Annotated in this window: 28 protein-coding genes, 1 tRNA gene and 1 pseudogene; 16 read left to right on the forward strand and 14 right to left on the reverse strand. The window is 65.2% G+C overall.

Annotation, left to right across the window (positions count from 1 at the left end; translation table 11 throughout):
- The 5 genes and pseudogenes from I6F38_RS26500 to I6F38_RS26520 form a co-directional block, all read left to right on the forward strand.
- Positions 1–187, forward strand: a pseudogene (locus I6F38_RS26500) (transposase); the annotation flags it as partial.
- Positions 188–360: 173 nt separating this feature from the next.
- A complete protein-coding gene (locus I6F38_RS26505; RefSeq protein WP_038377734.1) occupies positions 361–597 on the forward strand; it encodes a hypothetical protein in 237 nt (78 codons plus the stop codon).
- Positions 598–608: 11 nt separating this feature from the next.
- Positions 609–797: a zf-TFIIB domain-containing protein gene (locus tag I6F38_RS26510; RefSeq protein WP_225162449.1), complete on the forward strand. Its 189-nt coding sequence runs from the start codon at positions 609–611 to the stop codon at positions 795–797.
- A 113-nt stretch (positions 798–910) separates the two neighbouring features.
- On the forward strand, positions 911–3,823 hold the full coding sequence (gene uvrB, locus I6F38_RS26515) for an excinuclease ABC subunit UvrB (RefSeq protein WP_225162407.1): 2,913 nt from the start codon (positions 911–913) through the stop codon (positions 3,821–3,823).
- Positions 3,824–3,826: 3 nt separating this feature from the next.
- The gene (locus I6F38_RS26520) at positions 3,827–4,243 is read left to right on the forward strand and encodes a pyridoxamine 5'-phosphate oxidase family protein (protein WP_225162408.1); all 417 of its coding nucleotides are present in this window, start codon (positions 3,827–3,829) and stop codon (positions 4,241–4,243) included.
- Positions 4,244–4,270: 27 nt separating this feature from the next.
- On the opposite strand, the gene I6F38_RS26525 is transcribed toward I6F38_RS26520, so the two are convergent.
- The 4 genes from I6F38_RS26525 to I6F38_RS26540 all read right to left on the reverse strand — a co-directional run bounded on the left by I6F38_RS26525 (position 4,271) and on the right by I6F38_RS26540 (position 7,120).
- Positions 4,271–4,771, reverse strand: coding sequence for an N-acetyltransferase (locus I6F38_RS26525; RefSeq protein ID WP_225162409.1), 501 nt, complete (start codon positions 4,769–4,771; stop codon positions 4,271–4,273).
- A 269-nt stretch (positions 4,772–5,040) separates the two neighbouring features.
- Positions 5,041–5,235 (reverse strand): hypothetical protein, encoded by a 195-nt coding sequence (locus I6F38_RS26530; RefSeq protein ID WP_038387371.1) that lies wholly within the window; start codon positions 5,233–5,235, stop codon positions 5,041–5,043.
- Positions 5,236–5,348: 113 nt separating this feature from the next.
- Positions 5,349–5,582, reverse strand: coding sequence for a hypothetical protein (locus I6F38_RS26535; RefSeq protein WP_225162410.1), 234 nt, complete (start codon positions 5,580–5,582; stop codon positions 5,349–5,351).
- Positions 5,583–6,001: 419 nt separating this feature from the next.
- Positions 6,002–7,120, reverse strand: coding sequence for an alpha/beta fold hydrolase (locus I6F38_RS26540; protein WP_225162411.1), 1,119 nt, complete (start codon positions 7,118–7,120; stop codon positions 6,002–6,004).
- A gap of 313 nt (positions 7,121–7,433) precedes the next feature.
- Between I6F38_RS26540 and I6F38_RS26545 the strand changes: the two genes are divergently transcribed.
- The 6 genes from I6F38_RS26545 (at position 7,434) to I6F38_RS26570 (ending at position 11,045) form a co-directional block, all read left to right on the forward strand.
- Positions 7,434–7,904: a nuclear transport factor 2 family protein gene (locus I6F38_RS26545; RefSeq protein WP_057019035.1), complete on the forward strand. Its 471-nt coding sequence runs from the start codon at positions 7,434–7,436 to the stop codon at positions 7,902–7,904.
- A 60-nt stretch (positions 7,905–7,964) separates the two neighbouring features.
- Positions 7,965–8,225: a hypothetical protein gene (locus I6F38_RS26550; protein WP_137479000.1), complete on the forward strand. Its 261-nt coding sequence runs from the start codon at positions 7,965–7,967 to the stop codon at positions 8,223–8,225.
- Positions 8,226–8,509: 284 nt separating this feature from the next.
- Positions 8,510–8,944 (forward strand): nuclear transport factor 2 family protein, encoded by a 435-nt coding sequence (locus tag I6F38_RS26555; protein WP_026193357.1) that lies wholly within the window; start codon positions 8,510–8,512, stop codon positions 8,942–8,944.
- A 213-nt stretch (positions 8,945–9,157) separates the two neighbouring features.
- Positions 9,158–10,099 carry a hypothetical protein gene (locus tag I6F38_RS26560; protein WP_225162412.1) on the forward strand — a complete coding sequence of 314 codons (942 nt, stop codon included), beginning with the start codon at positions 9,158–9,160 and terminating at the stop codon, positions 10,097–10,099.
- 155 nt (positions 10,100–10,254) lie between these two features.
- The gene (locus tag I6F38_RS26565; protein ID WP_050382841.1) at positions 10,255–10,677 is read left to right on the forward strand and encodes a hypothetical protein; all 423 of its coding nucleotides are present in this window, start codon (positions 10,255–10,257) and stop codon (positions 10,675–10,677) included.
- A gap of 227 nt (positions 10,678–10,904) precedes the next feature.
- Positions 10,905–11,045, forward strand: coding sequence for a hypothetical protein (locus I6F38_RS26570; protein ID WP_225162413.1), 141 nt, complete (start codon positions 10,905–10,907; stop codon positions 11,043–11,045).
- Between the two features lie 208 nt (positions 11,046–11,253).
- On the opposite strand, the gene I6F38_RS26575 is transcribed toward I6F38_RS26570, so the two are convergent.
- From I6F38_RS26575 to I6F38_RS26585, 3 genes are all read right to left on the reverse strand, one after another.
- Positions 11,254–11,397 (reverse strand): hypothetical protein, encoded by a 144-nt coding sequence (locus I6F38_RS26575; protein WP_016841369.1) that lies wholly within the window; start codon positions 11,395–11,397, stop codon positions 11,254–11,256.
- 172 nt (positions 11,398–11,569) lie between these two features.
- Positions 11,570–12,052, reverse strand: a complete 483-nt coding sequence (locus tag I6F38_RS26580) for a MaoC family dehydratase (protein WP_225162414.1) — start codon at positions 12,050–12,052, stop codon at positions 11,570–11,572.
- An 8-nt stretch (positions 12,053–12,060) separates the two neighbouring features.
- Entirely contained in the window at positions 12,061–12,519 is a 459-nt protein-coding gene (locus I6F38_RS26585) for a MaoC family dehydratase (protein WP_225162415.1), read from the reverse strand.
- Positions 12,520–12,835: 316 nt separating this feature from the next.
- Between I6F38_RS26585 and I6F38_RS26590 the strand changes: the two genes are divergently transcribed.
- Positions 12,836–13,132 carry a DUF4282 domain-containing protein gene (locus tag I6F38_RS26590; RefSeq protein WP_028340592.1) on the forward strand — a complete coding sequence of 99 codons (297 nt, stop codon included), beginning with the start codon at positions 12,836–12,838 and terminating at the stop codon, positions 13,130–13,132.
- 153 nt (positions 13,133–13,285) lie between these two features.
- Positions 13,286–13,432: a hypothetical protein gene (locus I6F38_RS26595; RefSeq protein WP_162832441.1), complete on the forward strand. Its 147-nt coding sequence runs from the start codon at positions 13,286–13,288 to the stop codon at positions 13,430–13,432.
- A 187-nt stretch (positions 13,433–13,619) separates the two neighbouring features.
- Here I6F38_RS26595 and I6F38_RS26600 read toward each other — a convergent pair whose 3' ends face one another.
- Positions 13,620–14,300, reverse strand: a complete 681-nt coding sequence (locus tag I6F38_RS26600; RefSeq protein WP_028336032.1) for a ParA family protein — start codon at positions 14,298–14,300, stop codon at positions 13,620–13,622.
- A 34-nt stretch (positions 14,301–14,334) separates the two neighbouring features.
- Here I6F38_RS26600 and I6F38_RS44070 point away from each other — a divergent pair, with 34 nt between their 5' ends.
- Entirely contained in the window at positions 14,335–14,469 is a 135-nt protein-coding gene (locus I6F38_RS44070; protein WP_276573515.1) for a hypothetical protein, read from the forward strand.
- Between the two features lie 13 nt (positions 14,470–14,482).
- Here the strand turns inward: I6F38_RS44070 and I6F38_RS26605 are convergent, their stop codons facing one another.
- From I6F38_RS26605 to I6F38_RS26625, 5 genes are all read right to left on the reverse strand, one after another.
- Positions 14,483–14,800: a hypothetical protein gene (locus I6F38_RS26605; protein WP_016841357.1), complete on the reverse strand. Its 318-nt coding sequence runs from the start codon at positions 14,798–14,800 to the stop codon at positions 14,483–14,485.
- A 222-nt stretch (positions 14,801–15,022) separates the two neighbouring features.
- A complete protein-coding gene (locus tag I6F38_RS26610; RefSeq protein ID WP_225162416.1) occupies positions 15,023–15,352 on the reverse strand; it encodes a hypothetical protein in 330 nt (109 codons plus the stop codon).
- A gap of 164 nt (positions 15,353–15,516) precedes the next feature.
- Positions 15,517–15,593 (reverse strand) — tRNA-His (locus I6F38_RS26615).
- A gap of 188 nt (positions 15,594–15,781) precedes the next feature.
- On the reverse strand, positions 15,782–16,216 hold the full coding sequence (locus I6F38_RS26620) for a phasin (protein WP_225162417.1): 435 nt from the start codon (positions 16,214–16,216) through the stop codon (positions 15,782–15,784).
- A 271-nt stretch (positions 16,217–16,487) separates the two neighbouring features.
- On the reverse strand, positions 16,488–16,886 hold the full coding sequence (locus I6F38_RS26625; RefSeq protein WP_092085090.1) for a phasin family protein: 399 nt from the start codon (positions 16,884–16,886) through the stop codon (positions 16,488–16,490).
- A 355-nt stretch (positions 16,887–17,241) separates the two neighbouring features.
- Between I6F38_RS26625 and I6F38_RS26630 the strand changes: the two genes are divergently transcribed.
- Both I6F38_RS26630 and I6F38_RS26635 read left to right on the forward strand, forming a co-directional pair.
- The gene (locus tag I6F38_RS26630) at positions 17,242–21,150 is read left to right on the forward strand and encodes a PAS domain-containing protein (protein ID WP_225162418.1); all 3,909 of its coding nucleotides are present in this window, start codon (positions 17,242–17,244) and stop codon (positions 21,148–21,150) included.
- Positions 21,151–21,312: 162 nt separating this feature from the next.
- Positions 21,313–22,140, forward strand: coding sequence for a metallophosphoesterase (locus I6F38_RS26635; RefSeq protein ID WP_225162419.1), 828 nt, complete (start codon positions 21,313–21,315; stop codon positions 22,138–22,140).
- On the opposite strand, the gene I6F38_RS26640 is transcribed toward I6F38_RS26635, so the two are convergent.
- On the reverse strand, positions 22,079–22,564 hold the full coding sequence (locus I6F38_RS26640) for a cyclic nucleotide-binding domain-containing protein (RefSeq protein WP_225162420.1): 486 nt from the start codon (positions 22,562–22,564) through the stop codon (positions 22,079–22,081). The two genes, I6F38_RS26635 and I6F38_RS26640, sit on opposite strands and share 62 nt — an antisense overlap.
- Positions 22,565–22,611: the final 47 nt, after the last annotated feature.

The following is a 22,611-nucleotide window of genomic DNA, read 5'->3' on the forward strand; positions in this document are numbered from 1 at the left end:
AGGCAAAACCGCGCGCCAACAGAACCCGCATTCAAAGGGATCGCTCGCCTTCGCCGCATGGGTCATCGCTCGTCTTGGCGGCTGGACCGGTTACTATGACAAACCCGGCCCAAAAACCATGCGCCGGGGCCTCGACGACTTCCAGCGCATCAAATACGGCTCGACCCTGAGACTCCAAAATGTGTGAATCGGAGAGCCGCACGCGGGGCGAGGTGAAGCGGAGCTCGCTGCTCGAAGCAAAGTCGACTTTTTCTCCCGGTTCCTTTGCTGGGCGGAAATAAACCCGGCGAGTTGTGAACTGCTTCACATTTAGCGCAACGCGCTCGTGCTTCCTATGAAAAGGGCGTTTCGAGGTCGCACATGATTTACAGCGGTTTTGAGATCAAGTCGTTCGAAGTGGGGAAGGGGCAATGGCACGCCAGGGTTCAACGGGTCGATCAAAGGCCGGTCGTCATCGATGGCATGCTGTTTCCGACGCTCGACATCGGCTTTGCGTGGTCCGATCCGGATGCGGCGATCGCCGACGCGAAGCGGGCTATCGACCGGTTCCCGCAACGCTATGGCATGACAATGCCGGCGGCCGAAGCGTCGGCGTGACCGGCAACGTCGTGGTTGCCGTCCCGCAATGCGAGCCGGATCCGGTCTGGCCGGCGCAGGTCCGCACCAGCTGCCCGGAATGCGCCGCATCGCTTTCGCTGCTGCGCGTGATCCCCGGCCGCGCCGCCGAATACTGGACCATGCGCTGCGACGGCTGCGGCGGGATCCATCTCGACATCGTCGACCTGCCGCGGGCCTGAACTCCGCGACCGCGCGCCCCTGCTGACACCCTGCTGTCAGCAACCTCGCCCGCGCAGCTATCCGGCCGCCGTTTGCCCTTTTCTCGCTGCCGGACTCGTCCCATATTCGGGGCATGGCGAAGACACCGAACACTCCGAAAAAGCCCGGCAAAACCCCCAAATCCAAAGCACACCGGCCCGAGGTCCTCCCGATCGGGCCCGCGCTTGCCGAATTGCTTAATCCCGCGATCAACCGCGGCGATGCCGGCATGGGTTCGGGCACCGGCCTGCAGCCGCCGCCGGACAATTCCTGGGACCGCCGCGCCGGCGGCGAGGCCGCGGCGCATCGCGCGCGGGCGTCGACGCGCGAGACCAGCGAGGACGTCGCAAGGCGCGATACTTCGGGCCTCGGCGAGGCCCCGCAGGCCAATTACGGCACCTCGGCCACCATCCCGACCCTCGATCCGGAACTGGCGCGGCAGCTCGGCCTGCCGACCGCCGAGGACGACGAGGAGGCCCTGGCGCGGCCGCCGCGCAGCAAGATGGAGGCGCTCGGCGTCAAGGCGACCGCCGACGCGCTGGAGAACCTGATCCGCGACGGCCGCCCGGAGTTCCGCAAGGACGACGGCTCGATGCGGGTGTGGACCCCGCACCGCCCGCCGCGCCCGGAGAAATCCGAAGGCGGCGTGCGCTTCGAGATCAAGTCCGACTATCAGCCGAAGGGCGACCAGCCGACCGCGATCGCCGAACTGGTCGAGGGCATCGACCGCAACGACCGCACCCAGGTGCTGCTCGGCGTCACCGGTTCGGGCAAGACCTACACCATGGCCAAGGTGATCGAGGCGACGCAGCGTCCGGCGCTGATCCTGGCGCCGAACAAGACGCTGGCCGCCCAGCTCTATGGCGAGTTCAAGAACTTCTTCCCCGACAACGCCGTCGAGTATTTCGTCAGCTATTACGACTACTACCAGCCGGAAGCCTACGTCCCGCGCACCGACACCTATATCGAGAAGGATTCCTCGATCAACGAGCAGATCGACCGCATGCGCCACTCGGCGACGCGCGCGCTGCTCGAGCGCGACGACGTCATCATCGTCGCTTCGGTGTCCTGCATCTATGGTATCGGCTCGGTCGAGACCTACACCGCGATGACCTTCGCGCTGAAGAAGGGCGAGCGCATCGATCAGCGGCAGCTCATCGCCGACCTCGTTGCTCTCCAGTACAAGCGCACCCAGGCCGACTTCACCCGCGGCACCTTCCGCGTCCGCGGCGACGTCATCGACATCTTCCCGGCGCACTATGAGGACCGCGCCTGGCGGGTGAACCTGTTCGGCGACACCATCGAGACGATCGAGGAGTTCGATCCGCTCACCGGCCACAAGCAGGACGAGCTCGAATTCATCAAGATGTACGCCAATTCGCACTATGTGACGCCGCGCCCGACGCTGGTGCAGGCGATTAAGTCGATCAAATCAGAATTGAAGATGCGCCTCGACCAGCTCAACGACCAGGGCCGCCTCTTGGAGGCACAGCGACTCGAGCAGCGCACCACCTTCGATCTCGAGATGATGGAGGCGACCGGAAGCTGCGCCGGCATCGAGAACTATTCGCGCTATCTCACCGGGCGCCGCCCCGGCGAACCGCCGCCGACGCTGTTCGAATATGTGCCGGACAACGCGCTGATCTTCGCCGACGAGAGCCACGTCACCGTGCCGCAGATCGGCGCCATGTTCCGCGGCGACTTCCGCCGCAAGGCGACGCTCGCCGAATACGGCTTCCGCCTGCCCTCCTGCATGGACAACCGGCCGCTCCGCTTCGAGGAGTGGGACATGATGCGGCCGCAGACGGTGGCGGTGTCGGCGACGCCGAGCGGCTGGGAGCTGAACGAAAGCGGCGGCGTGTTCGTCGAGCAGGTGATCCGTCCGACCGGCCTCATCGACCCGCCGGTCGACATCCGCCCTGCCCGCACCCAGGTCGACGATCTCGTCGGCGAGGTGCGCGCGACGGCGGCAGCCGGCTATCGCTCGCTGATCACGGTGCTCACCAAGCGCATGGCGGAGGACCTCACCGAATATCTGCATGAGCAGGGCATCCGCGTCCGCTACATGCACTCTGATATCGACACCATCGAGCGCATCGAGATCATCCGCGATCTCCGACTCGGCGCATTCGACGCGCTGGTCGGCATCAACCTGTTGCGCGAGGGCCTCGACATTCCCGAATGCGCGCTGGTCGCGATCCTCGATGCCGACAAGGAAGGCTTTCTGCGCAGCGAGACCTCGCTGATCCAGACCATCGGCCGCGCCGCGCGCAACGTCGACGGCAAGGTGATCCTCTATGCCGACAGCATGACCGGCTCGATGGAGCGCGCGATGGCCGAGACCACGCGGCGCCGCGAGAAGCAGGTCGAGTACAACGAGGCCAACGGCATCACGCCGGAGAGCGTGAAGAAGTCGATCGGCGACATCCTCAACTCCGTCTACGAACGCGACCACGTGCTGGTCGAGATCGGCGACGGCGGCATGGCCGATGACGTGATCTCGATCGGGCATAATTTCGAGGCCGTGCTGAGCGATCTCGAAACGCGGATGCGCGAGGCCGCGGCCGATTTGAACTTCGAGGAGGCCGCGCGACTGCGCGACGAGGTCAAGCGGCTGCGCGCCACCGAGATGGCCGTGGTCGACGACCCCACCGCCAAGCAGCGCAACGTGCAGAAGCAGGCCGGCGCCTATGCCGGCACCCGAAAATACGGCGACGCCGCCAACCTGCCGGTCGGCGCATTGAAGAACAAGTCGGCGCAGACCTCGCTCAAGGCAAGCCGCGGCGGCAAGGCGGGCTCGCGCGTCCACAAGCCCGATCTCGACGAGATGCACGGCCCGGAATCGTTGCCCTTCCGCCCCAGCGGCGCGCTGCCGGCAAAGCCGTTCGGCACCACGAGCCGCATCATCCAGCCGACCGACTCGCGGCAGTCGGGGCCGGAGTTCGGCCCGTCGCCGCGGTCGAGCGGCGGCGCGCCAGGGAAACGGGGCGGGTGGAAGAAAAGGTAGATCATGACGCGCGCCGAGCTGCTCGCCTTCCTGCGGATGCATCGTCTCGCGGTGGTCAGCACGGTTCACAATGGCGCGCCCCAGGCGGCGGTCGTCGGGATCGCGGTCAGCGACGATCTTGAGATCATCTTCGACACGCTGACCACCTCGCGCAAATACCAGAACCTCCGCGCCGATCCGCGCGCGGCGCTGGTGATCGGCTGGGACGCCGAGCAGACCGCGCAGGTCGAGGGCGTCGCAGACTTCCCGAGCGGCGCGGAGCTCATCGCCTGCAAGCAGGTGTATTTCGCGGCGTGGCCCGACGGGCCGGAGCGCGAGACATGGCCGAACATCGGCTATGTGCGGATACGGCCGAACTGGGCCCGGTTCAGCGATTTTGGCGCGGTGCCGGCGCGGATCGAGGAAATGACGCTGCCGTAAGTCACGTCGTCTTGAGGCGGTACCTGATCACGTCACATCGAACGCCGCATGGTACTTCACATCCCCCTTCGGCGGATCGCCCTTCAGCACCAGCCGCTGAAAGTACGGGCTGGGCTCGCCGCCATAGGTCAGCGCGGGATCGCTGACAAAGCCGAAGCGGCTATAATAGGCGGGATCGCCGAGCAGGACGCAGCAGTCGGCATTCAGCGTCACGAGACGAGCAAGTCCGTCGCGGATCAGCGCGCCGCCGCTTCCGCGCCGTTGCAGGTCGGGTGCGACCGAGACCGGGCCGAGGCCGTACCAGCGTCCGGCTACGCCATCGATCTGCACCGGCGAGAACGCGATGTGGCCGGCGATGCTGCCGTCGTCGGATACAGCCACCAGCGAAATCGTCAGCGCGTCGGCCGCGCGCAGCGCCTCGACGATGCGGGCTTCGGTGCCGCTGCTGTGCGGCGCATTCGCGAAGGCGGCCGCCGTGATGCGGCTGATCGCGGCGGCGTCTTCGGGGCGTTCGTCCCTGATCTGCATGCTCGCAGATAAGGCCGATCGGCAACAGCGCGCAAGGGAAGCGCAAAGCTCGGGCCAATCATGTCGCGAGAATGCGGAAGTATGACGCACCGGCCGAACCACATATTCGGAAGTCGTCCTGGCGAAAGCCAGGACCCATTACCACCGGCTTTGGTTGTCGGCAGGACCGCGGCCCCAGTGTCGCGCAACAATTCGCATTTGGGGTAATGGGTCCTGGCTTTCGCCAGGACGACGCCTGAGGATGTGGCGCCGCCTCGCGCCCGCGCGCCCTACCCCGATCGCTTGTTGCTGGTGTTCTGGATCAGATTGCCGTGCGCGGCCTGCTCGCGGATGTTGTGCTTCTCGTCGTCGCGATGGCCCTTGGTGGTGTCGATGGGAACGCTGGGGGTGCTGCCGGGGCCCTTGTGGCTCTTGTTGTCGTCGGGAACGGGCTGGATGGTCTTTGTCTTTGGTTTCGTCATCATCGTCTCCGTTACGCATGGAGACAACGCGGCCGGTGCGGGCGGCGTTCCCGGAACGAGACTTCGTTCCAGGAACGTGGCTTCCACGTTCCCGGAGCGTGGCTTCACAACTGACCCTACAGCTTCTCCTGCTGCGCGGGCTGTGACTGCGGCTGCTGCTGGCGCTGCTGCTTGGCGTGATGGCGGCCGTAGAGGCACCCGGCGGCGGCGCCGAGCATGCCGTGATGGCCGGCATAATGACCGGCGACGCCGCCGACGATCGCGCCCTTGATGCAACCCTTGGCGTCGGCCGGTGACGCCGCGGCAAACGCGCTGACGGCAATGACGGACGCGAGAACAATCGATTTCATGATGCGGCTCCAATGCAATGCTGCCGCATCAACGGCGAAGCGGCACCGCCGGTTCCGGGAAGACGAAGCGGTTCACCATCGACCCCTCCGCCGGCAAGGCGGCGCCGTCGGATTGGCTGTTGTCGAACGCACCGCGACAGCGAGCCGGCGCGATTTCACCGGCCGGCCCCGGAGGAGCTCAAGGCCTCGTGGCCGGCGTCGACGCCGGCTCACCGTCGCGCGGTGCGCGCTCGCATGATTTATTTGGAGACAACCAGGGCGGCGACGGCAAGCGGCATGGTGTTTCTCATACGGAACTCCTGATTGCGGATGCGTCGCCCACGCCGAACCAACCGGGCGCGCGGGCGGAGGTTTCATTAACTCGCGGACAGCTGCCCGCCGCGTGCTCCACGTCTGCGAGACGCGGCCGACTCAGCCGATCAGTTCAGTTTCTTGCCGCCGTCGGTCACGCCGTCGAGGAACACCCCGGTTTCGCGGTTGAGAAACTCGACATCCGCCGGGAAGAAGCCGCCGGCCGAAGCGTGGCCGGTCACGGTGCCCGGGCTGATCGTCTTGATGGTCACGCCGGGAATGTTCTTAGCTATCTGGTTCGGCTCGAATTCGGGATTGAGCAGGTCCTTGGTGCCGGTGAGGATCAGCGTCTTCGCCTTGATCGACGCCAGCGCCTTCGCGGTGTCGCCGCCGAACCCGGCCGTGGTGCCGACATCGTGCCGGTCATAGGCCCAGCTCTGGTAGATCCAGTCGTTGGCGTCGAACAGCTTCCACAGCGCGGTCTCCTGCTCGGCCATCCAGGGCAGGACGTCGGGGCCGGACTTGAACTGCGCCGCATACATGTCGGGCGTGCGCGCCGCGAGCAGCGCGACGATATCGCGGAACAGCTTGAGGCCCTTCTCCGGCGGCGCCTCGTAATTGCCGTCCTTCCACGCGGGATCGTTCATGATCGCCTTGCGCGAGGCCTCCATCACCGCGACCGACCAGGCCGGCGTCTTCGCGAGCGGCACCATCGCAACCAGCGCGTCCATGAAGTCCGGATGGCTGACGCCCCATTGCAGCGCCTGCATGCCGCCCATCGAGGGGCCGACCACGGCGACGACATGGTCGATGCCGAGCTTCTCCCTCATCAGCCGGTACTGCGATTCCACCATGTCGCGGATCGCGAATTTCGGGAACTGCATCCGCGGCTGCGCCTTCGAATTGCTCGGCGACGTGGTCAGCCCGTTGCCGATCGCATCGGTGCAGACGATGAAGTACTTGTCGGGGTCGAGCGCCTTGCCGGGGCCGATCATGAAATCGAGCCGGTGATGATTGCCCGAGATCGCGGTCACCATCAGGATGGCGTTCGACTTCTTCGCGTTCAGCGTGCCGTGGGTGACGTAGGAGATCGAGAAATCCTTGATCGCCTCGCCGCTCTCGAGCTTCAGGTCGCCTTCATTGTAGAGCTGGTGGGCAGGCTGCTGCGGCGTGTGCGCGAAGGCGGGCGGGATCGCCGGGCATGCCAGCAGCGACAGGATCGCGGCGAAGTGGGTGATGCGCTTCATTGGTCTCTCCCCATCGGGGGCGGCTCTGTTCGGCCGCCTTCCGCCGCGAAGCATACGGGCCGGCGGCGCCGCGGCAAGGCCGCGGGCGCGAAGATTTAAGCGGCGCAGACGCGGAATAAACCGCCGCCTGCACCGCGACAGCCGCCCGTCGTCGCATTGCGCGAACCGGCGCGCCGCATGCATTTTGTGCCACAATGCACGCGCTGGTTGCCGAACCTAATCGCGTCTCGCGCGTCAAACATATGTTGTTTGATTGTGGAATGCTCCGGTTCACAATGCCGGGCCAGAGCGAGTCGGACCGGCGGAGTCGATCATGGGCGAGGATTTGAACCGGCAGCGCGTCTTGAACTTCCTCGACGTCTATTATGCCGGTGGCATCGAGGGCGCGCTCGATCGCTGCAGCGACGACGTCGCGTTTCTCGCCAACGCCCCGATCGACATTCTTCCGCATATGGGCCAGCACCGCGGCAAGGCCGCGCTGCGCCAGATGTGGACCACGATCCACGAGCGCTATTCGGACATGCGCTACGAGGCGCCGATCGTGGTGACCCAGGGCGACAGGGTCGCCGCGCAGCTGCGCGTGTTCTTCCGCAAGCGCAACAATGCCCGCGTGGTGCAGTTCGACGTCGCGGTGTTCTACACGCTACGCGACGGCAAGATCACCGAGATCCGCGAGATCATCGACACCTTCGACCTCGTCCAGCAGGTGTTGGAGCGCGACGTCGCGGCGGCGCTGACCGGGCACGACGACATCGTGCAGGCAAATTCGCAACGCCGGCGTTGAACCTCGACGGCCCGGCGCTGACTTATTACTGGGCTTGTTGCGGTCGGGGCTGAAATCACCATGAAAGTCGCATTGCTCGCTGTGCTTGGCTTGGCGCTGGGCGCCCTTGGCGGCGCCGCCTTCGGCATCGGAGCCGGGCTTAGCTGGATCGGATTGGCCAGAACCTCTGGTATCGACAGCGGAACACTGGTGTTTTTCACCTTCATGCCGCTCGGCGCCGCGATCGGCGGCATCGGCGGCGCGCTGCTGTTCGCGGTGGTGGCGATCCGCGACGCCGAGATCGTGATCGAGCGGCAACCGGTGCGGCAGCGCGACCGCTGAATTGCGGCGACCGGAGCGTTTTCGCGCGAAGCCTGCTCCGCACGTGGTGCGGGGTGGATGCCGGTTCGCATCAAAAAAGCGCGTCAGAACCAGAATCCAGAGGTCGGCGGTCACATTCCGGTAAAATTCCGCGCAATTGTGCATTGCAAAAAAGTCATTTGCGTTTTTGCCGTTCCGCACTATTTCAGGCCGCAATAGCGATGTGCAGCAACCTGGCAAGGCGTCGGCGCTGACCCCCTGCCATCCGTTTGCGTTTGAAAATCCAGTTTCAGGACAAGGCCAAAATGACAGAGCATAGTCTCTGGCGTTTTTCGCGCGCATTGCATCGCGCGATCAACGAACGCCAGCTTGCAGATATCGAGCCGCTGCTCGACGACGAGGTCGAATGGTCCATCTATGGGCCGATCGACCTGTTTTCCTTTTTCGGCGCGCGCCGCGGCAAGGCCGCAGTGCTCGAGGTGATCCGGCAGATCGGCGAGAACCTCAGGGTTCACCGCTTCGACCGGGAACAGATCATGCTCGGCGTGGATTCCGCAGCCTCGATGCTGCGCTATTCGCTGACGGCACTCGACTCCAACAAGCCGATCTCGCTCCGGATCGCGCATTTCGCGCAGTTCAGGGCCGGCAAGCTGACGAGCTTCCGCGTGCTGGTCGACAGTTTCGACCTCGTCGAGCAGACCGTCGGCTACCCGATCCATCTGCCGCGCATCGCGGTCTGACGGCTTTTCGATTTCACGCCTTCGTCATGTCCGGGGCCCCTGCCCCGGCAGCGGCGGCCTGTTTTGCCAGCCCCGAACGGCCGCGCTCGGGACGCGCCGCGCGTTTGTCCCGGACATGACGATCACGCGTTGATCACTTGCTTTCAGAGCGCCGATGCCACAATTTTGCGCCACGGCAATGCATGCTGCGGCTCTGGAATTTGCAGGCTGGGAATGACTTTCACATTACGATTTGGCTGGGCAAGGCTGCAGGTGCTGGCAGCCGGCTTCAGCCTGGCGATGGCGCTGCCGGCCGCCGCGCAAACCCCGCCATGGCAGATCGCTCCCGCCGCCCAGGATACCGCAGCTGATAACGCCGAGGCTGCGGCCGACGAGGAGCCGCCGGCGGCCAATGCCAATGACGCCGACATCCTGAAGGACATCGACGAGAGCAAGCTCGACTGGAGCCAGCTCGACACCGATTCCACCAGCCTGCCCACGCTGGCGCCGAAGCGTGCGGCGAGGCCCGCCAGCGTCGCCGGCAAGGATCCATCCTGGTCGACCAACAACAAAGCCAACGGCTCGTCGGCGGTGTCGGTCAAGCAGTCGATCTCGCCATTCCTCGACACCCGCATCGGCGCCGACATGACGGTCGCAAGGCAAGGCACCATGACGACGTCGGAGCAATTGTCGGAGCGGCTCGCCAATGGCGGCAGCCTGCCGCAGTCCGGCGGCTCGGCCTGGGCCGCGATCTCGACCGGCGGCGTGGCCTCGATCTGGGACAAGACCTCGGTCGAGGCGCGGGTCGATCCCTCCGCCGACCAGAGCAAGGTCGGCACCTCCTTGAGCAAGTCGGTGCCGCTGTCGGAGCAATATTCGCTGACGCTGCAGAACGGCTACAACCTCATCCAGCAGGGCGTGGTCCCGGTGCCCGGCATCATCAGCCACCCCTCGCGCAGCTACGACACCGATCAGTCGGCGAGCCTGTCCGTTAACGACACCGGCACCAGCATCACCGCAGGCCAGACGCTGTCGACCTCCGACGACAGATGGCTGCGCCGGATCGGCGCCGAGCAGAAGCTGTTCGACGGCGTTACCGTCTCCGGCTCGGTCGGCGAGACCTCCCAGGGCACCACCAACAAGAGCATCAGCGCCGGCCACAAGCGCTCATGGTGAACGGTCTGTTAGCTCTATCGCGCTAAATGATCAGGCATTGCCGCAACTTGGCCCAGATGCGGTCAAATTCGGCGGCACTGATAGGTCCGTAACTTCATCAATTCGTCGTGCGGGGGACAAGCCGCGCTTCGCCATTGCGAACAAGGGGAAAGCCGATGAACGCCACCAACCGTACCGAGGAAACCGAAGTCGAAACGACGTCCGAGGTCGACACCAACCTCGCCGCCGTCTCGGAAGTCGAAGCCGGCATCCGCGACTTCGTGCGCAACGATATCGCCTATCTGCGCCGGCCGGTGGCGAGCCCGGAGACCGCGCCGACCGACACCAACACCGATGCCACCGTCAGCAACGTCAACTCGCTGATCCAGCGCGTCGCCGGCACCTCGCTCGCCGAGATCGAGAAGCTGATCGGCGAGCTCGAGAGCCTGCGTGACCTGCTGCATGCCGAGGGCCAGCGCGTCCAGCGCGAGATCTCCGGCTATGCCCAGCTCAGCCAGGCCGCGATGAAGTCGACGCGCATGATCGCCGACAACGTCTCGCAGTGGAAGCGCGCCGCCGACGGCCTGCGCAACAGCTGATACAACTCAGTTTCCCAAACTGATCGCCGCCGCCTCCTGAACGGGGGGCGGCGGCTTCGCTTTGCGGCCTGATTCAGCGCAGAACGATTCGTTATTCAGCGCGGTGTAAACTCCGCGACGTCAATTTTTGCAGAAACCGATTTGAACTTGGGATGTCGAGCCCGCGTCCAATCCGGAATTCGCGTTCGGACCGCGCCCTGCCCGGGCATCCATTTGGAGACGAAGTCATGCAGAGCGTCCGGCCGGATAACGCCGCCGATCCGATTCCGCTGCGCCAGCCGCATCAGGGCATCGGCACGATCATGATCCGCTTCATCGGCATATTGGCAGCCGCGACGGTCGTGATGGTGCTGATCTGGAATCGTTAGAGCATGAACCGGAAAAGTGCGAAGCGGTTTTCCGAGAAGATCATGCTCAAACAAAGAGCTAAAGCGCGATGACGATTCAACCTAATCTCATCGCGCTTTAGACTGAAGCTTGGAAGAAATGTGACGCAGCCTGCCGACAGATCACATTGAAAAGCGCAAATGCACGCCACCTGCGCTCCCTCGAGCGCCGGCAGTTACAGACGGTCAATCAGCGGTCGATGCTCGCGGTGGTCTCGAAGGAATAATTGCCGTCGGCAAAGCCCTTCACGACCATTCCGGTGGCCAGCATCACCACAACCGTTACCGTCGCGAAGATAATGCCGACGAGTTTCAGCGCGCTGCGATCTGCCATGGTATCCCCAGTCATTCTTGCCAGATGTCCGTGCCCTCAAACCATAAGGCAGGGACAAAGGTTCAGAATGCGTTAGCAAAAACTGAGTTCCACGCAACGCACAACTGCGTCGGCAGCAGAAGTCATCCGCTAACCATGGCGTCCGGGCAACATCAGAGGCGCGCGGGCAACATCAGGAACCGGGATTCCGCCGCGGCACGAAAGCGGTGGCGAGGAACGAGAACACCACCTCGTTGCACTGATTGACGCCGGTGTTGCGGGCCTGAAGGATGCCCCATTCGGGCCGCTTTTCGGACGTGCGCTTGGTCTCGACCTGGTTGGTGAAGCTGATGGTATCGCCTGCCAGCACCGGGCGGATCCAGCGCAGTTCGCGGAAGCCCGGCGAGGGCCCCCAGACCGCGATCTGTTCGCCGCGCGCGGCGGCTTCCGCGGCGAGCCGCTTGCCATCGGCGACGAGCAGCTTCATGCAGACGCTGGCGACATGCCAGCCCGATGCGGCGAGCCCGCCGAACAGCGAGTTGCGCCCCTCCTCCTCGTCGAGATGGAAGCGCTGCGGATCGAACTGCGCGGCGAACCGCTTGATGTCCTCAGGCGTGAAGGTGAAGGAGCCGAACTCGCGCCGCGCGCCGATCTCGATATCTTCAAAAAAGCGCATGACCTCTCCTATGCGCTCGCGCCGTCGCGGCGGCTGATGATGATCGGCGACTCCATTTCGCACAGCATCTCGCCGCGCGCGTTGCGGATGGTGCCCTTGAAGGTGACGATGCCGGTCTCGGGCCGGCTCTTCGAGACGCGCGCCTCGACGACGTCGACATCCAGCGTCAAATCGTCGCCCGGACGCAGCGGCGCCACCCAGCGCATCTCGTTGACCCCGGGCGAGCCGAGCGAGGCGGTGCGGCGGATGAAGCCGTCGAACAGCATCCGCATCATCAGCGAGCCGAGATGCCAGCCCGAGCCCGACAGGCCGCGGAGCATGGATTTCTTCGCCGCCTCCTCGTCGAGATGCATCGGCTGCGGGTCGAATTCGGCGGCAAAGGCGAGGATTTCCTCGCGTGAAACGTGGCGCGGGCCGAACGTGCCGAAGCGGCCGGGCTTGAAGTCTTCGAAGGTCAGCGTGGTCATTGGGTGAGGATATGCCGGAGGGAAGCCCGATTGTGGCCGTTATTTGCGGCAATCACAACCGGCCCACTCGCATAGCTCGCCCCTGGACTGCCGGCGCCCGGTCCGGGGCTCGCGCAGGCGAGATGGTTTGGGGTTCTGCGGTATCGATCCCTCTGGTCGCGGAGGCGCCTGGCGCCGTGCCGAACCATTGGCCGGCGAAAGCCTCGTCCCGACGGACGCCTGCGGCGCAGGCTCCCGGGATGAAGTGATCACGCCGGCGGTGACGCAGTAGGATGCATGCGACGCGAATCATATTCGGCTGGCCGGGAGAACCATGATGTTCGATTTCCAGGATCTGTTTCAGTGGGACCGCTTCATCACGCCCACGATCATCAAGACGTTCTACTGGCTGGTGATCGCGGTCATCGTGCTGTTCGGGATCTCCGGCATCCTGTGGAGCCTCACGGCGATGGCGATCAGCCCGTTCGTCGGATTCATCCAGTTGCTCGCGTCGATCGCCAGCGTCTTCGTCGGCATCGTGTTCTCGCGCATCGCCGCCGAGTTCATCCTGATCGTATTCCGGATCAACGAGCATCTCGGCGCAATCCGCGATCGGGACGGAGCAATGCACTGAAGCGAACGGCACCCCGGCCGAACGCGACCGACCGGCGGGGCTGTGGTTAATCCGAAGTAGCACCCGCGCGCAAATGCCCGCGAAATTCCGACCGGGATCTTAAATCCGCTCGCGTACAGCCTTCCGCATTGCCAAGACCAACGCGGGGGCGTCGTGAATTCGAGGAATGGGTTTGTTGCCGTGAGGCCGGGTGCCGAGCCGGGCTTTACGACCGAGGATATTTTATGGGCTGTCGGCATCTGGTCGGTGATCCTGACCCTGGCGCCGGTGATCGTGTTCTATCTGCTGATGGTGGCGTGAGGGCTGCCGCCGAATTGGTCATTCCGGGATGGTGCGAAGCACCAGACCGCAGATGCGCAATTGCGCATCGGGGAATCTCGAGATTCCGGGTTCGATGCTGCGCATCGCCCCGGAATGACGTTCCATCAATCGACAAAAAACGCGCGAGTGCCGCGCGTTCTTTCCATTTCGAACGTAAGCGGCGTTGTTACGCCGCTTGCTTGTGCATCGTACCGGACGCCGACGCCGTGCCGCGGATCGCCTTGATCGAGCGTTCGATCGCGGCCCACAGTCGATTGATCTCGGCGGCAGCGCGGCCTTCCGCATAATATTCGCGGGCGCCTTCGCCCTGGCCGAGCGCCATCAGAAGATCGGCGCGGTTGGTGATCTGGCCGCTCCACACCGGTGCGCGGAATTTCGCCAGCGCCTCGCGCGCGATCGCGACGATGCGGCTTTCAGCGCCGTCACGCTGCGCGGGCGCGCCGTTGATCACGACGGCATAGGGCTTGCGCATCGAGCGGCAGGTCTGGATGGTTTCCTGCACGGCGTTGACGTCGAACACGCCGGGCCGCGCCGGAATGATCACCATCGTGGCGTTCTTGATGGAGTCGTCGACCACGGCCGAGAGGTTCGGCGGCGTGTCGATGAACACCCACTCGATGCCGTCACGCTTGGCCTGGGCAATGATCCCGCTGACCGAGTTCACTGCCGTCTTGATCGCCGGCTCGTTGGTGCCGCGCAGCTTGTGCCAGAGAGTCAGCGAGCCCTGCGGATCGGCATCGATCAGCAGACAGGGCTTCGTTGCCTTGTGCACTTGCGCGGCGAGGTGAGCAGCCAGGGTACTTTTTCCCGAGCCCCCCTTACGCGAAGCGAAAACAATCACGTTCATACGTTGGCCTCCAGATTGACCCCAGGAGGCGAAAATGAATCAGCACGCTGATTCGCGAAAGAAAAAATTTCTTGCAATCCGCAAAGTGGCCAAGATTACCGGTGCGTTTTGCTTTTTGAGTCACACCGAATTTATGACGCAACCGCAAATGGAAGCGCTAAGCGTTTGATTTGACTCAGGGCCTAGCGTTTTCCGGCAGCTTTTGCGCGCTCGCGCTCGATCCACTTGCGCTCGATCCAGCCGAGCAATTGCGCGGTCGGTTTCTGCAGGAACGGAACGTCCTGCGCGAACAAAAGGAGTCCGAGCGGCAGCATCCAGAGTCCGAGCACCGGCAGGAAGCTGAAGATGCCGCCGATGATGAGGAGGATCGCGAGCGGAATCCGCACATAGCGCGACGACGGCTTGCGCAGCCACGCGACGAAGCGCGCCGGCTTTTCCGGCAGCTTGGCTTCGAACCAGGCGAAGTGTCGATCGATCTCTTGCTTGTAGTATTCGCTCACGCGTCCCACTCCGTCCGTTCCACAGGCGGAACGGATTTGGCAAACCACACAAGCCCAACAGATGATGCTGCGTGACAGCGTCACAAGGCGTCAGTCTGTCGCGCATGACCGACTTGAAATCGCAGCCAGGCGATCTAATGCGCATTTTCGCGCGAAGCGCACGATTGCGCGACGACACGCGTCAAGCTGGTGACCCCTCGCCTGCGCGCGATGAGAGCCAGGTCAGTGGGCCGGCTTCTTCGCCTTGTGCGATTTGGAGACCTTCCGTTTGGCAGGCCGCCGCTCCACGCGCTCGCTCGCCTCGCGCGGCTCGGGACCCGCGCGGAAGAATACGCGGCAGGCCGGCGAGAGCTGCGCCTTGTTCCTGATCATGCAGGCCGTGATGCGATCAACGTCGGGAATCTCGGGGCTGCAAAGCCGGAACGCGTCGGGCGTACAGGCCTGCTGCTGGTCCGGCGTATAGGCCTCACTTCGGCCCGGCAGCAGCAGCGCTGCAAGGGCGACGGATGATATCAACGCAAACGAAAAACTCCTTGAACCGGCGATCCCCATGCATCCCCCCAAAGGTGTCACTAGGCGTCGTTAAGGCGTCGTGTCAGTCAGTTTGGGTGACGGGACAGAGAAGTGCAAGCGGACGCGATGACACGCCGGGCGACAAGGGCGAGCGACCTTGCTATGGTCTGATCTTGCGATGTCGCGCTGAGTGATCTTGCGGATGGTACAGTTGGGTGGGCTCGAACCACCGACCTCCTGTTCCACAGACAGGCGCTCTAACCAACTGAGCTACAACTGCATCCTGACGCGCGGCCCGCTCAAGCGGGGCGGCGATTTCGGGCGGAAACTAGGTGCAACGCCGCGCTTTGGCAAGGCCGTAACGCGCCAATTTCCGCTGTTATGTCGGGCCGTTCGACGGCCGTGTCCAGCAAAAAGGCCCGGACCGCTTCGGCCCGGGCCTTTCGCTGGTCTCCCAAACGGCGGCGATCAGGCGGCCGGCTTGTAGAACTTCGAGGCGCTGGCCTTGATCGGCTCGGCGGTCTCGCTGGCGACCTTCTGGCCGAGCTCGGCCAGTTCCTTGGCCTGCGCGGTGTAGGTCTCGAACTGCTTGCGGGCGTGCGACGTCCACAGCTCGACCGCTTCGGTCGGCGACTTCACGCTGAACAGCTCCTGGGCGAAGTCGAGCGAGGAGGTGGTGTTGGCCTTGAAGAACTCGATCAGCTTGGCCGAATACTCGCTGGCGCCCTTGCTCACCGAGGTGAACACGGCTTCGACCGTCGAGTTGTGGGTCTCGGCAGCATCCTTGAACTTGGCGTAGCTGTCGCGGGCCTGCAGAACGCCCTTCTCGGCGAACGCGCGCATCTGCTCGGGAACTTCAAACGGAATGATCGAGGCGGAAAACGGATCGGACGGCTTGGTCATACGTGTAATCCTTCGCAACGGGTGAGTAGATGTGACCATTGCGGACGTCCCGGAGCCCATCAGGCCGGGAGCGCTGAAATGGATCACGCTGCCTTGATTCACGGGAGTGCCCTTCGTCGGGCGCGCCTAATAAACACCCATATCATGTCAATTTTGTGCAACGCAACGTAAGATCGCGTGCGACGCCACATTTTTTATCTGGCGGAACAAAAGATTACCGCGGCCGACCGAGGCTGAACGCGCCGGGGTCGGCCGCGGCCAATGCGCCTCGTCAGTTCTTCGGCTTGACCGCGTCCATCGCGGCCCGGCTGACGGCCTGGCCCATCTCGCTGGCCTGCTCGGCGAGCGAGCGCATCTGGCCCTGCACATATTCGCTGTGCAGCCGCATCACGTCGCTGAGGTCCTTGGCCTTGAGCAGCGCCTCGGCGTAGTCCAGCGACGACTGCACGTTCTTTTCGGCATAGGACAGCGCCTTGGTCGAAAGATCCTTGGCGCCGGCGCGCACCGTGGCGTTGCGCTCCTCGATCTTGCCGGCGGTGTCCTTGGCGTTGGTCACGAATTGCTCGAACGCCTTGCGCGCCTGCTCAAAACTCGCCTCCGCCATCGACCGCATATCCTTGGGAATCTCGAACTTGGGGATCTCGAAATGGTCACGCCCGTTGTCGCTCATGGTCGCTCTCCCTCGCTTGCTGATCGGCCCGCCGCTTGGCCCTGCGGGCCCAGGGCAAGATAGACGGCAGAATATATCGTGGCACTGCAATCGCAGGTGTGACGCGGCGCCGCCCGGTTCCGCATCGCGCGGCTCGCAGCAACCTCTCTTTAGCCCGACAACGCCAAACGGCTGTGGATCGTTCAGCCAAGTTAACGTTATCCCGGCTTAAGGCTGGGCAGTTTCGCTGCGGACATGGACCTGCCGTTCCCCAGTTGCGATACTAACCTTCTGTTAAGGCTGTCGTCCTGCGGCTGCCGGGCCTTCGGCTGAGCTTAAGGAAGAAAGCCAAACCCATGCGGTCAAATCTTGCGTGATGAGTGACGCGGAATTCCAGATCCAGGCGCTCGGCGATGTCAGGCTGGCGGATCATGCGACGGGCGCCCTGCCGGCATGGCTGTGGGCGGCCGACGGCGCGCGGATTCTCTGGGCCAATCCGGTCGGCGCGCAGGTATTCGGTGCCGCCAACGGCGCCGAGCTGGCGAAGCGCGGCTTCGGCCCGGCCGATCCGCACCGCCGCCAGGTCGCGCGGCTCGGCCACAGCCTGAACGCCAATGGCGCGGTCCGCCTGGAGCGGCTGCGCGGCTTCGGCGCTGCGCCCGGCATGCTTGCGACCTGCGGCTGCGCCCGCATCGACCTGCCGGACGGCAGCCACGGCATCCTGATGACCGCGCTCAACGCGACCGGCCGCGGCATGCCGCTCGCGGAACGCCTGCAGCGCCTGCTGCACGGCTTGCCGCGTCCAGCCGCCGCCTTCACCAGCGACGGACTGCTGGTCGCAACCAATGAGGCGGCGCGTGTGCTGCCCGGCCTGCACGACCTCACCGAAGCCGGTCTCGATGCCGCGCGCGATGAGGCGCTGGCGCAGGGCCGCGCGGCGGCGAGCGTTGCGATCGGCCGCGTCGTGCTGCAGCGGATCGGCCGCGGCGCCGATCGCGCGCTGGTCGCGTTGATCAAGCCGGCGCCGCATCTCGCCGCAAAGCCGGCGGCGCCGATCGTGCCCGAGCAAGTTGAGCCGGAGACGGCTGCGCCCGAAGCACCGGCTCCCGCAGCGCCAGCGCAGCAAAAGGCCATCGCCGTGGAGTCGCCGCCAGCACCTGCAGTTGTCGAACAAGCCGTTGCGCATGACGAAGCTCCCACGACGGCCTGCGCAGCACCGATCGCCTTCACACTGTTCGACGCGCTGGATCCGCAGTTGGAAGAGCGCGTCACAATCGAGCCGCTCGTCAGCGCGGCCAAATCCAAACCTGAGAATGCTGCTCCATCTGCCGCGGCAGCAGAGGCGGCGCACGTAGAGGCGCCCGTCGAGACCGCAGCTCTCGACACCACGCAAGACGAAACACCTGCCGCCGAGGAACCTCTGTCGGAAGCACTGATCGAAGTGCCGGACCCGGACGGCGCGCAGATCGAAGAGCCTACGCCTCTTGCCCCGCCACTTGCGTCGGCAGAACTCACGCATTCAGAGCCGACGCCCGTCGAGACCGCACCTCTCGACACCACGCCCGACGAAAGCCCCGCCGTCGAGGAGCCGGTGTCGGAAGCGTTGATCGAAGTGCCCACAGAGACGCACGCCGAAGAGTCCGTGCCGGAGTCCGCGCCTGATCTCGCAGAGACGGCCAACGCGCCGGAAACATCAGCGCCGCCGGCCGATCCCGCCCCCTCGCCCTATGCGATCGCGGATGCGCCCACGCCTGCGCCCGTCGCCGAACCGGAGCCCGCGACACTGGCGCCGGTGCCACCGCCATCCTGGCTCGACGAGCCGTTGCCGGTGCGGCGGCATCCGCTGCGCTTCATGTGGCAGATGGACCATGAGGCCCGCTTCTCACTCGGCTCCGATGAATTCACCCGCCTGATCGGCCTGCACACCGCGGCGGGCTTCGGCCGGCTGTGGAGCGATATCGCCGAGAGTTTTGGCCTCGATCCCGAAGGCCGCGTCATGCAGGCGTTCGCCAGCCATGACACCTGGAGCGGCATCACGCTGCACTGGCCGGTCGACGCCGGCGGCCGGCTGCCGGTCGAACTGTCCGGCCTGCCGGTGTTCGATCGTGCCAGGAATTTCGCCGGCTATCGCGGCTTTGGTGTGTGTCGCGACCTCGACGGGCTTGCGCGACTCGCCGCATTGCGCCGCTATGAGTTCTTCAGCGGCACGATCGGGCCGCAATCGCTGTCGGCCGATGTCGCACCGGCGCCGCGCACCGTTGCGCCGCCCGGGCCCGCCGCGCCACAGGACAATCCTCCGCCGCACGCGGAGCCGCCGCCCGACACGACCGCAGCAGCACCACCCGAGGAATTGACCGAACCGACAGCCGCAGAGACTTCACACCGAGCCGATCCGGATCACGCCGTGGAAACGCACGAGGAAACGCACGAAGTGCGTCACGACCCGCCACCGAATGTGGTGCCGTTCCGTCCCGCCGGCGACACCCGGCCGCCATCGCTGACGCCGGTCGAGAACAACGCCTTCAACGAGCTCGCCCGTCAATTGTCGGCGCGGCTCGAGAACGAGGCCGGCCTCGCCGCGACCACGAACGACAGCGTGCTGGCCGAGCCGGTCGGCGAAGCGCCGCCCGCAAGCGAACCGCCGCAGCAAGCAGAGACGGCGCCGCAAGAGGCGGTCGCGCAGCTGGAGACGCCGGCGGAAACACCAAAGGCCAGCTGGCTCGCTGCGGCGGAGCCGGCGCCGCGCGCCGACTCCCGGCGCGACCGCGCGCTGCTCGATCTGTTGCCGGTCGGCATCCTGATCTACCGCCTCGACCGCCTGCTCTATGCCAACCACGCCTTCCTCTCGCGCATGGGCCATGACAGCCTGCACGCGCTGGAGGCCGTCGGCGGTCTCGACGCGCTCTATGTCGAGCCCGGCGTCTCGCAGGCGAGCAGCACGTCGGGCACCGGCACGCCGGTGACGATCTCCGCGAACCAGAGCACCGAGCACGGCGCGCAGTCAGTGTCCGCCGAAGCGCGGCTGCACACCATCACCTGGGACGACGATTCCGCGCTGGCGCTGATCTTCTCGCGCACGCTGGACGAGGATGCCGCGATCGCCGCCGCGCTGTCCGAGCCAGAGCCTGCGGCGGCCGCCGAGCCGCTGCTTGCGCCGGCTGAGCCGCAGGCCGGCCACGCCGACGCCGAGGAGCTCGGCGCGATCCTCGACACCGCGGCCGAAGGCATCATCATGTTCGATGCCGAGGGCAACATCCATTCCTGCAACCGCAGCGCCGAGGCGCTGTTCGGCTATGACGGCGACGAGTTCGTCACCCGCAAGCTCGCCGATCTGTTCGCGCCGGAAAGCCAGCACGGCATCTTCGACTATCTTGCCAGCCTGAAATCGGCCGGCGTCGCCAGCCTGCTCGACCATGGCCGCGAGACGCTCGGCCGCGTCCGCCAGGGCGGCATCATCCCGCTGTCGGTGACGATGGGCCGCACCCGCGCCGATGGACCGAACTTCTTCGCGGTGTTCCGTGATCTCTCGCAAACGAAAAAGAGCGAGGGCGAATTGCGCGAGGCGCGGCGGCTCGCCGAACGCGCCGCCAACGCCAAGTCCGACATGCTGGCGCGGATCAGCCACGAGCTGCGCACGCCGCTCAACGCCATCATCGGCTTTGCCGAGGTGATGATCGGCGAGCGCTTCGGCGCGCTCGGCAACGAGCGCTATGTCGAATACATGAAGGACATCCGCGCCTCCGGCGAGCGGGTGATCGCGATCGTCAACGATTTGCTCGATCTGTCGCGGATCGAGACCGGCAAGCTCGACCTCGCCTTCGCCAGCCAGAACCTCAACGAAATGGTGGAGAGCTGCGTCGCAGTGATGCAGCCGCAGGCCAACCGCGAGCGCATCATCATCCGCACCTCGCTCGCCCACACGCTGCCGCCTGTGGTCGCTGACGCCCGCGCGCTGCGCCAGATCACGCTGAACCTGATCGGCAACTCGATCCATCTCGCCAATGCCGGCGGCCAAGTGATCGTCTCGACCGCGCTGTCGGATTTCGGCGAGGTGATGCTGCGCGTGCGCGACACCGGGCAGAGTCTCAACGACAACGAGGTCGCCGCCGCGCTGGAGCCGTTCCGCGCCCCGACGCCTTCAGATCAGGCCGGCTCCGGCGGCGTCAGCCTGTCGCTGACCAAGGCGCTGGTCGAAGCCAATCGCGCCAAATTCCAGATCCGGACCGGCGGCCGCACCGGCACGCTGATCGAGGTGACCTTCGCTCACGCCGCAGCGCGGGCGTGAGCCGCGATCCGCCCTTCGCGCTGTTGCCGGCCGATTCCAGGACACTGCGAACATCTGTCGCGTCGGACCCGCGCGGCGCGGCATAGATCTTGCTGCGATTCGGCTTGTTTGAATTCATTGCCGTGCGGCCCCGCCCATTTTCCGGGCATTCGGATTTCACCGATGCGCTGTCTTGTCGTCGCCGATCTGCATTACTCGTTGCCGCAGTTCGACTGGCTGCTGGCGGCGGCACCGCAATTCGATCTGGTGATCTTCGCCGGCGATGCGCTCAACCTCGGCTCGGCGGTCGATTTCCGCGCCCAGATCGTCGTCGTCACGAAATACCTGTCGCGGCTCGCCGATCTCACGCGGGTGATCTTCTGCTCGGGCAATCACGACCTCGACGAGCGCAACCCGGAGGGCGAGAAGATCGCGCGCTGGGTCGCCGGCATCCGGGAATTCGGCGTCGCCTGCGACGGCGACAATCTGACCATCGGCGACACGCTGTTCACGGTGTGCCCGTGGTGGGACGGCCCGCTGGTCAAGGCACGGATCGACGAGCAGCTTCGCGCCGCGGCCGCGGTGCCGCACCGCCGCTGGGTCTGGGTCCATCACGCCCCGCCGGCGGATTCGCCGACCAGCTGGGGCGGCAAGCGCTTCTTCGGCGACGCCGAGCTGCTCGGCTGGATCGCGCGCCACCATCCGGCGATGGTGATCTCGGGCCATGTGCATCAGTCGCCGTTCATCCAGAGCGGCTCGTGGTTCGACCGGATCGGAGCGAGCTGGGTGTTCAACACCGGCCTGCAGCCCGGCCGTCCCCCGGTCTACATCGTGCTCGATCTCGCGCAGGACAAGGCGTTCTGGCTCGCGGCCGGCGACGCGCAGATGATCGACCTCAAGGCGCCGCTGTCGCGGCCGGCGGCTCCTGTGCACGAGGCGCCGGACTGGCTCATATCCTTGGATCGGATTGCCGATCCGAGCCTGGCGCGACCTGCATCGGCGGCAGGTTGATCATGCTCTGCAGCACCTCGCCGACCATCGCCAGATGGGTGCCGTGATCGGCATATTGATGCATCAGGTCGGCGAGATAGGTCGTGGCGACATGAAGCCGTTGCGCCAGCAGCTGCGCGATCAGCAGCGCCACCGCCGGCTGCTCGCGCAGGAACGACGCCGCATCGTCGAACTCGTACAGGACGCAATCAGCGGCCGTGCGCACCTTGGCGCTGTGCGCCCGGTCGAGCAGCACGCTCATCTCGCCGAACACCGCGCCGGGCTCGTCGATGACGGCCACCAGGCTGTCGCCCTTCACGACTTCCACCTTGCCCTCGAGCAGCACGAACAGATGACCGATCTTGCCGCCCTCCTCGATGAAATCCGTGCCGGCCGGCAAGCTGCGCCTGCGACCGCCGGTGCAGTGATCAAGGATCGCTCGCATGTTTCATCTCCGTCTCCAGTCAGACTAGGCAGAGATGTTGTCGCGTC

It is taken from the genome of Bradyrhizobium sp. BRP56 (assembly GCF_020194035.1).
Taxonomy (GTDB): domain Bacteria; phylum Pseudomonadota; class Alphaproteobacteria; order Rhizobiales; family Xanthobacteraceae; genus Bradyrhizobium; species Bradyrhizobium australafricanum.

Coding starts and splice junctions, on each gene's coding strand:
- I6F38_RS26600 (WP_028336032.1), bottom strand. CDS start 14,300: ATGAACGTGATTGTTTTCGCTTCGCGTAAGGGGGGCTCGGGAAAAAGT.
- I6F38_RS26545 (WP_057019035.1), top strand. CDS start 7,434: ATGGGCGAGGATTTGAACCGGCAGCGCGTCTTGAACTTCCTCGACGTC.
- I6F38_RS26575 (WP_016841369.1), bottom strand. CDS start 11,397: ATGGCAGATCGCAGCGCGCTGAAACTCGTCGGCATTATCTTCGCGACG.
- I6F38_RS26560 (WP_225162412.1), top strand. CDS start 9,158: ATGACTTTCACATTACGATTTGGCTGGGCAAGGCTGCAGGTGCTGGCA.
- I6F38_RS26625 (WP_092085090.1), bottom strand. CDS start 16,886: ATGAGCGACAACGGGCGTGACCATTTCGAGATCCCCAAGTTCGAGATT.
- uvrB (WP_225162407.1), top strand. CDS start 911: ATGGCGAAGACACCGAACACTCCGAAAAAGCCCGGCAAAACCCCCAAA.
- I6F38_RS26505 (WP_038377734.1), top strand. CDS start 361: ATGATTTACAGCGGTTTTGAGATCAAGTCGTTCGAAGTGGGGAAGGGG.
- I6F38_RS26525 (WP_225162409.1), bottom strand. CDS start 4,771: ATGCAGATCAGGGACGAACGCCCCGAAGACGCCGCCGCGATCAGCCGC.
- I6F38_RS26635 (WP_225162419.1), top strand. CDS start 21,313: ATGCGCTGTCTTGTCGTCGCCGATCTGCATTACTCGTTGCCGCAGTTC.
- I6F38_RS26530 (WP_038387371.1), bottom strand. CDS start 5,235: ATGATGACGAAACCAAAGACAAAGACCATCCAGCCCGTTCCCGACGAC.
- I6F38_RS44070 (WP_276573515.1), top strand. CDS start 14,335: ATGAATCAGCACGCTGATTCGCGAAAGAAAAAATTTCTTGCAATCCGC.
- I6F38_RS26640 (WP_225162420.1), bottom strand. CDS start 22,564: ATGCGAGCGATCCTTGATCACTGCACCGGCGGTCGCAGGCGCAGCTTG.
- I6F38_RS26540 (WP_225162411.1), bottom strand. CDS start 7,120: ATGAAGCGCATCACCCACTTCGCCGCGATCCTGTCGCTGCTGGCATGC.
- I6F38_RS26550 (WP_137479000.1), top strand. CDS start 7,965: ATGAAAGTCGCATTGCTCGCTGTGCTTGGCTTGGCGCTGGGCGCCCTT.
- I6F38_RS26630 (WP_225162418.1), top strand. CDS start 17,242: ATGAGTGACGCGGAATTCCAGATCCAGGCGCTCGGCGATGTCAGGCTG.
- I6F38_RS26590 (WP_028340592.1), top strand. CDS start 12,836: ATGTTCGATTTCCAGGATCTGTTTCAGTGGGACCGCTTCATCACGCCC.
- I6F38_RS26620 (WP_225162417.1), bottom strand. CDS start 16,216: ATGACCAAGCCGTCCGATCCGTTTTCCGCCTCGATCATTCCGTTTGAA.
- I6F38_RS26580 (WP_225162414.1), bottom strand. CDS start 12,052: ATGCGCTTTTTTGAAGATATCGAGATCGGCGCGCGGCGCGAGTTCGGC.
- I6F38_RS26610 (WP_225162416.1), bottom strand. CDS start 15,352: ATGGGGATCGCCGGTTCAAGGAGTTTTTCGTTTGCGTTGATATCATCC.
- I6F38_RS26570 (WP_225162413.1), top strand. CDS start 10,905: ATGCAGAGCGTCCGGCCGGATAACGCCGCCGATCCGATTCCGCTGCGC.
- I6F38_RS26555 (WP_026193357.1), top strand. CDS start 8,510: ATGACAGAGCATAGTCTCTGGCGTTTTTCGCGCGCATTGCATCGCGCG.
- I6F38_RS26585 (WP_225162415.1), bottom strand. CDS start 12,519: ATGACCACGCTGACCTTCGAAGACTTCAAGCCCGGCCGCTTCGGCACG.
- I6F38_RS26520 (WP_225162408.1), top strand. CDS start 3,827: ATGACGCGCGCCGAGCTGCTCGCCTTCCTGCGGATGCATCGTCTCGCG.
- I6F38_RS26535 (WP_225162410.1), bottom strand. CDS start 5,582: ATGAAATCGATTGTTCTCGCGTCCGTCATTGCCGTCAGCGCGTTTGCC.
- I6F38_RS26565 (WP_050382841.1), top strand. CDS start 10,255: ATGAACGCCACCAACCGTACCGAGGAAACCGAAGTCGAAACGACGTCC.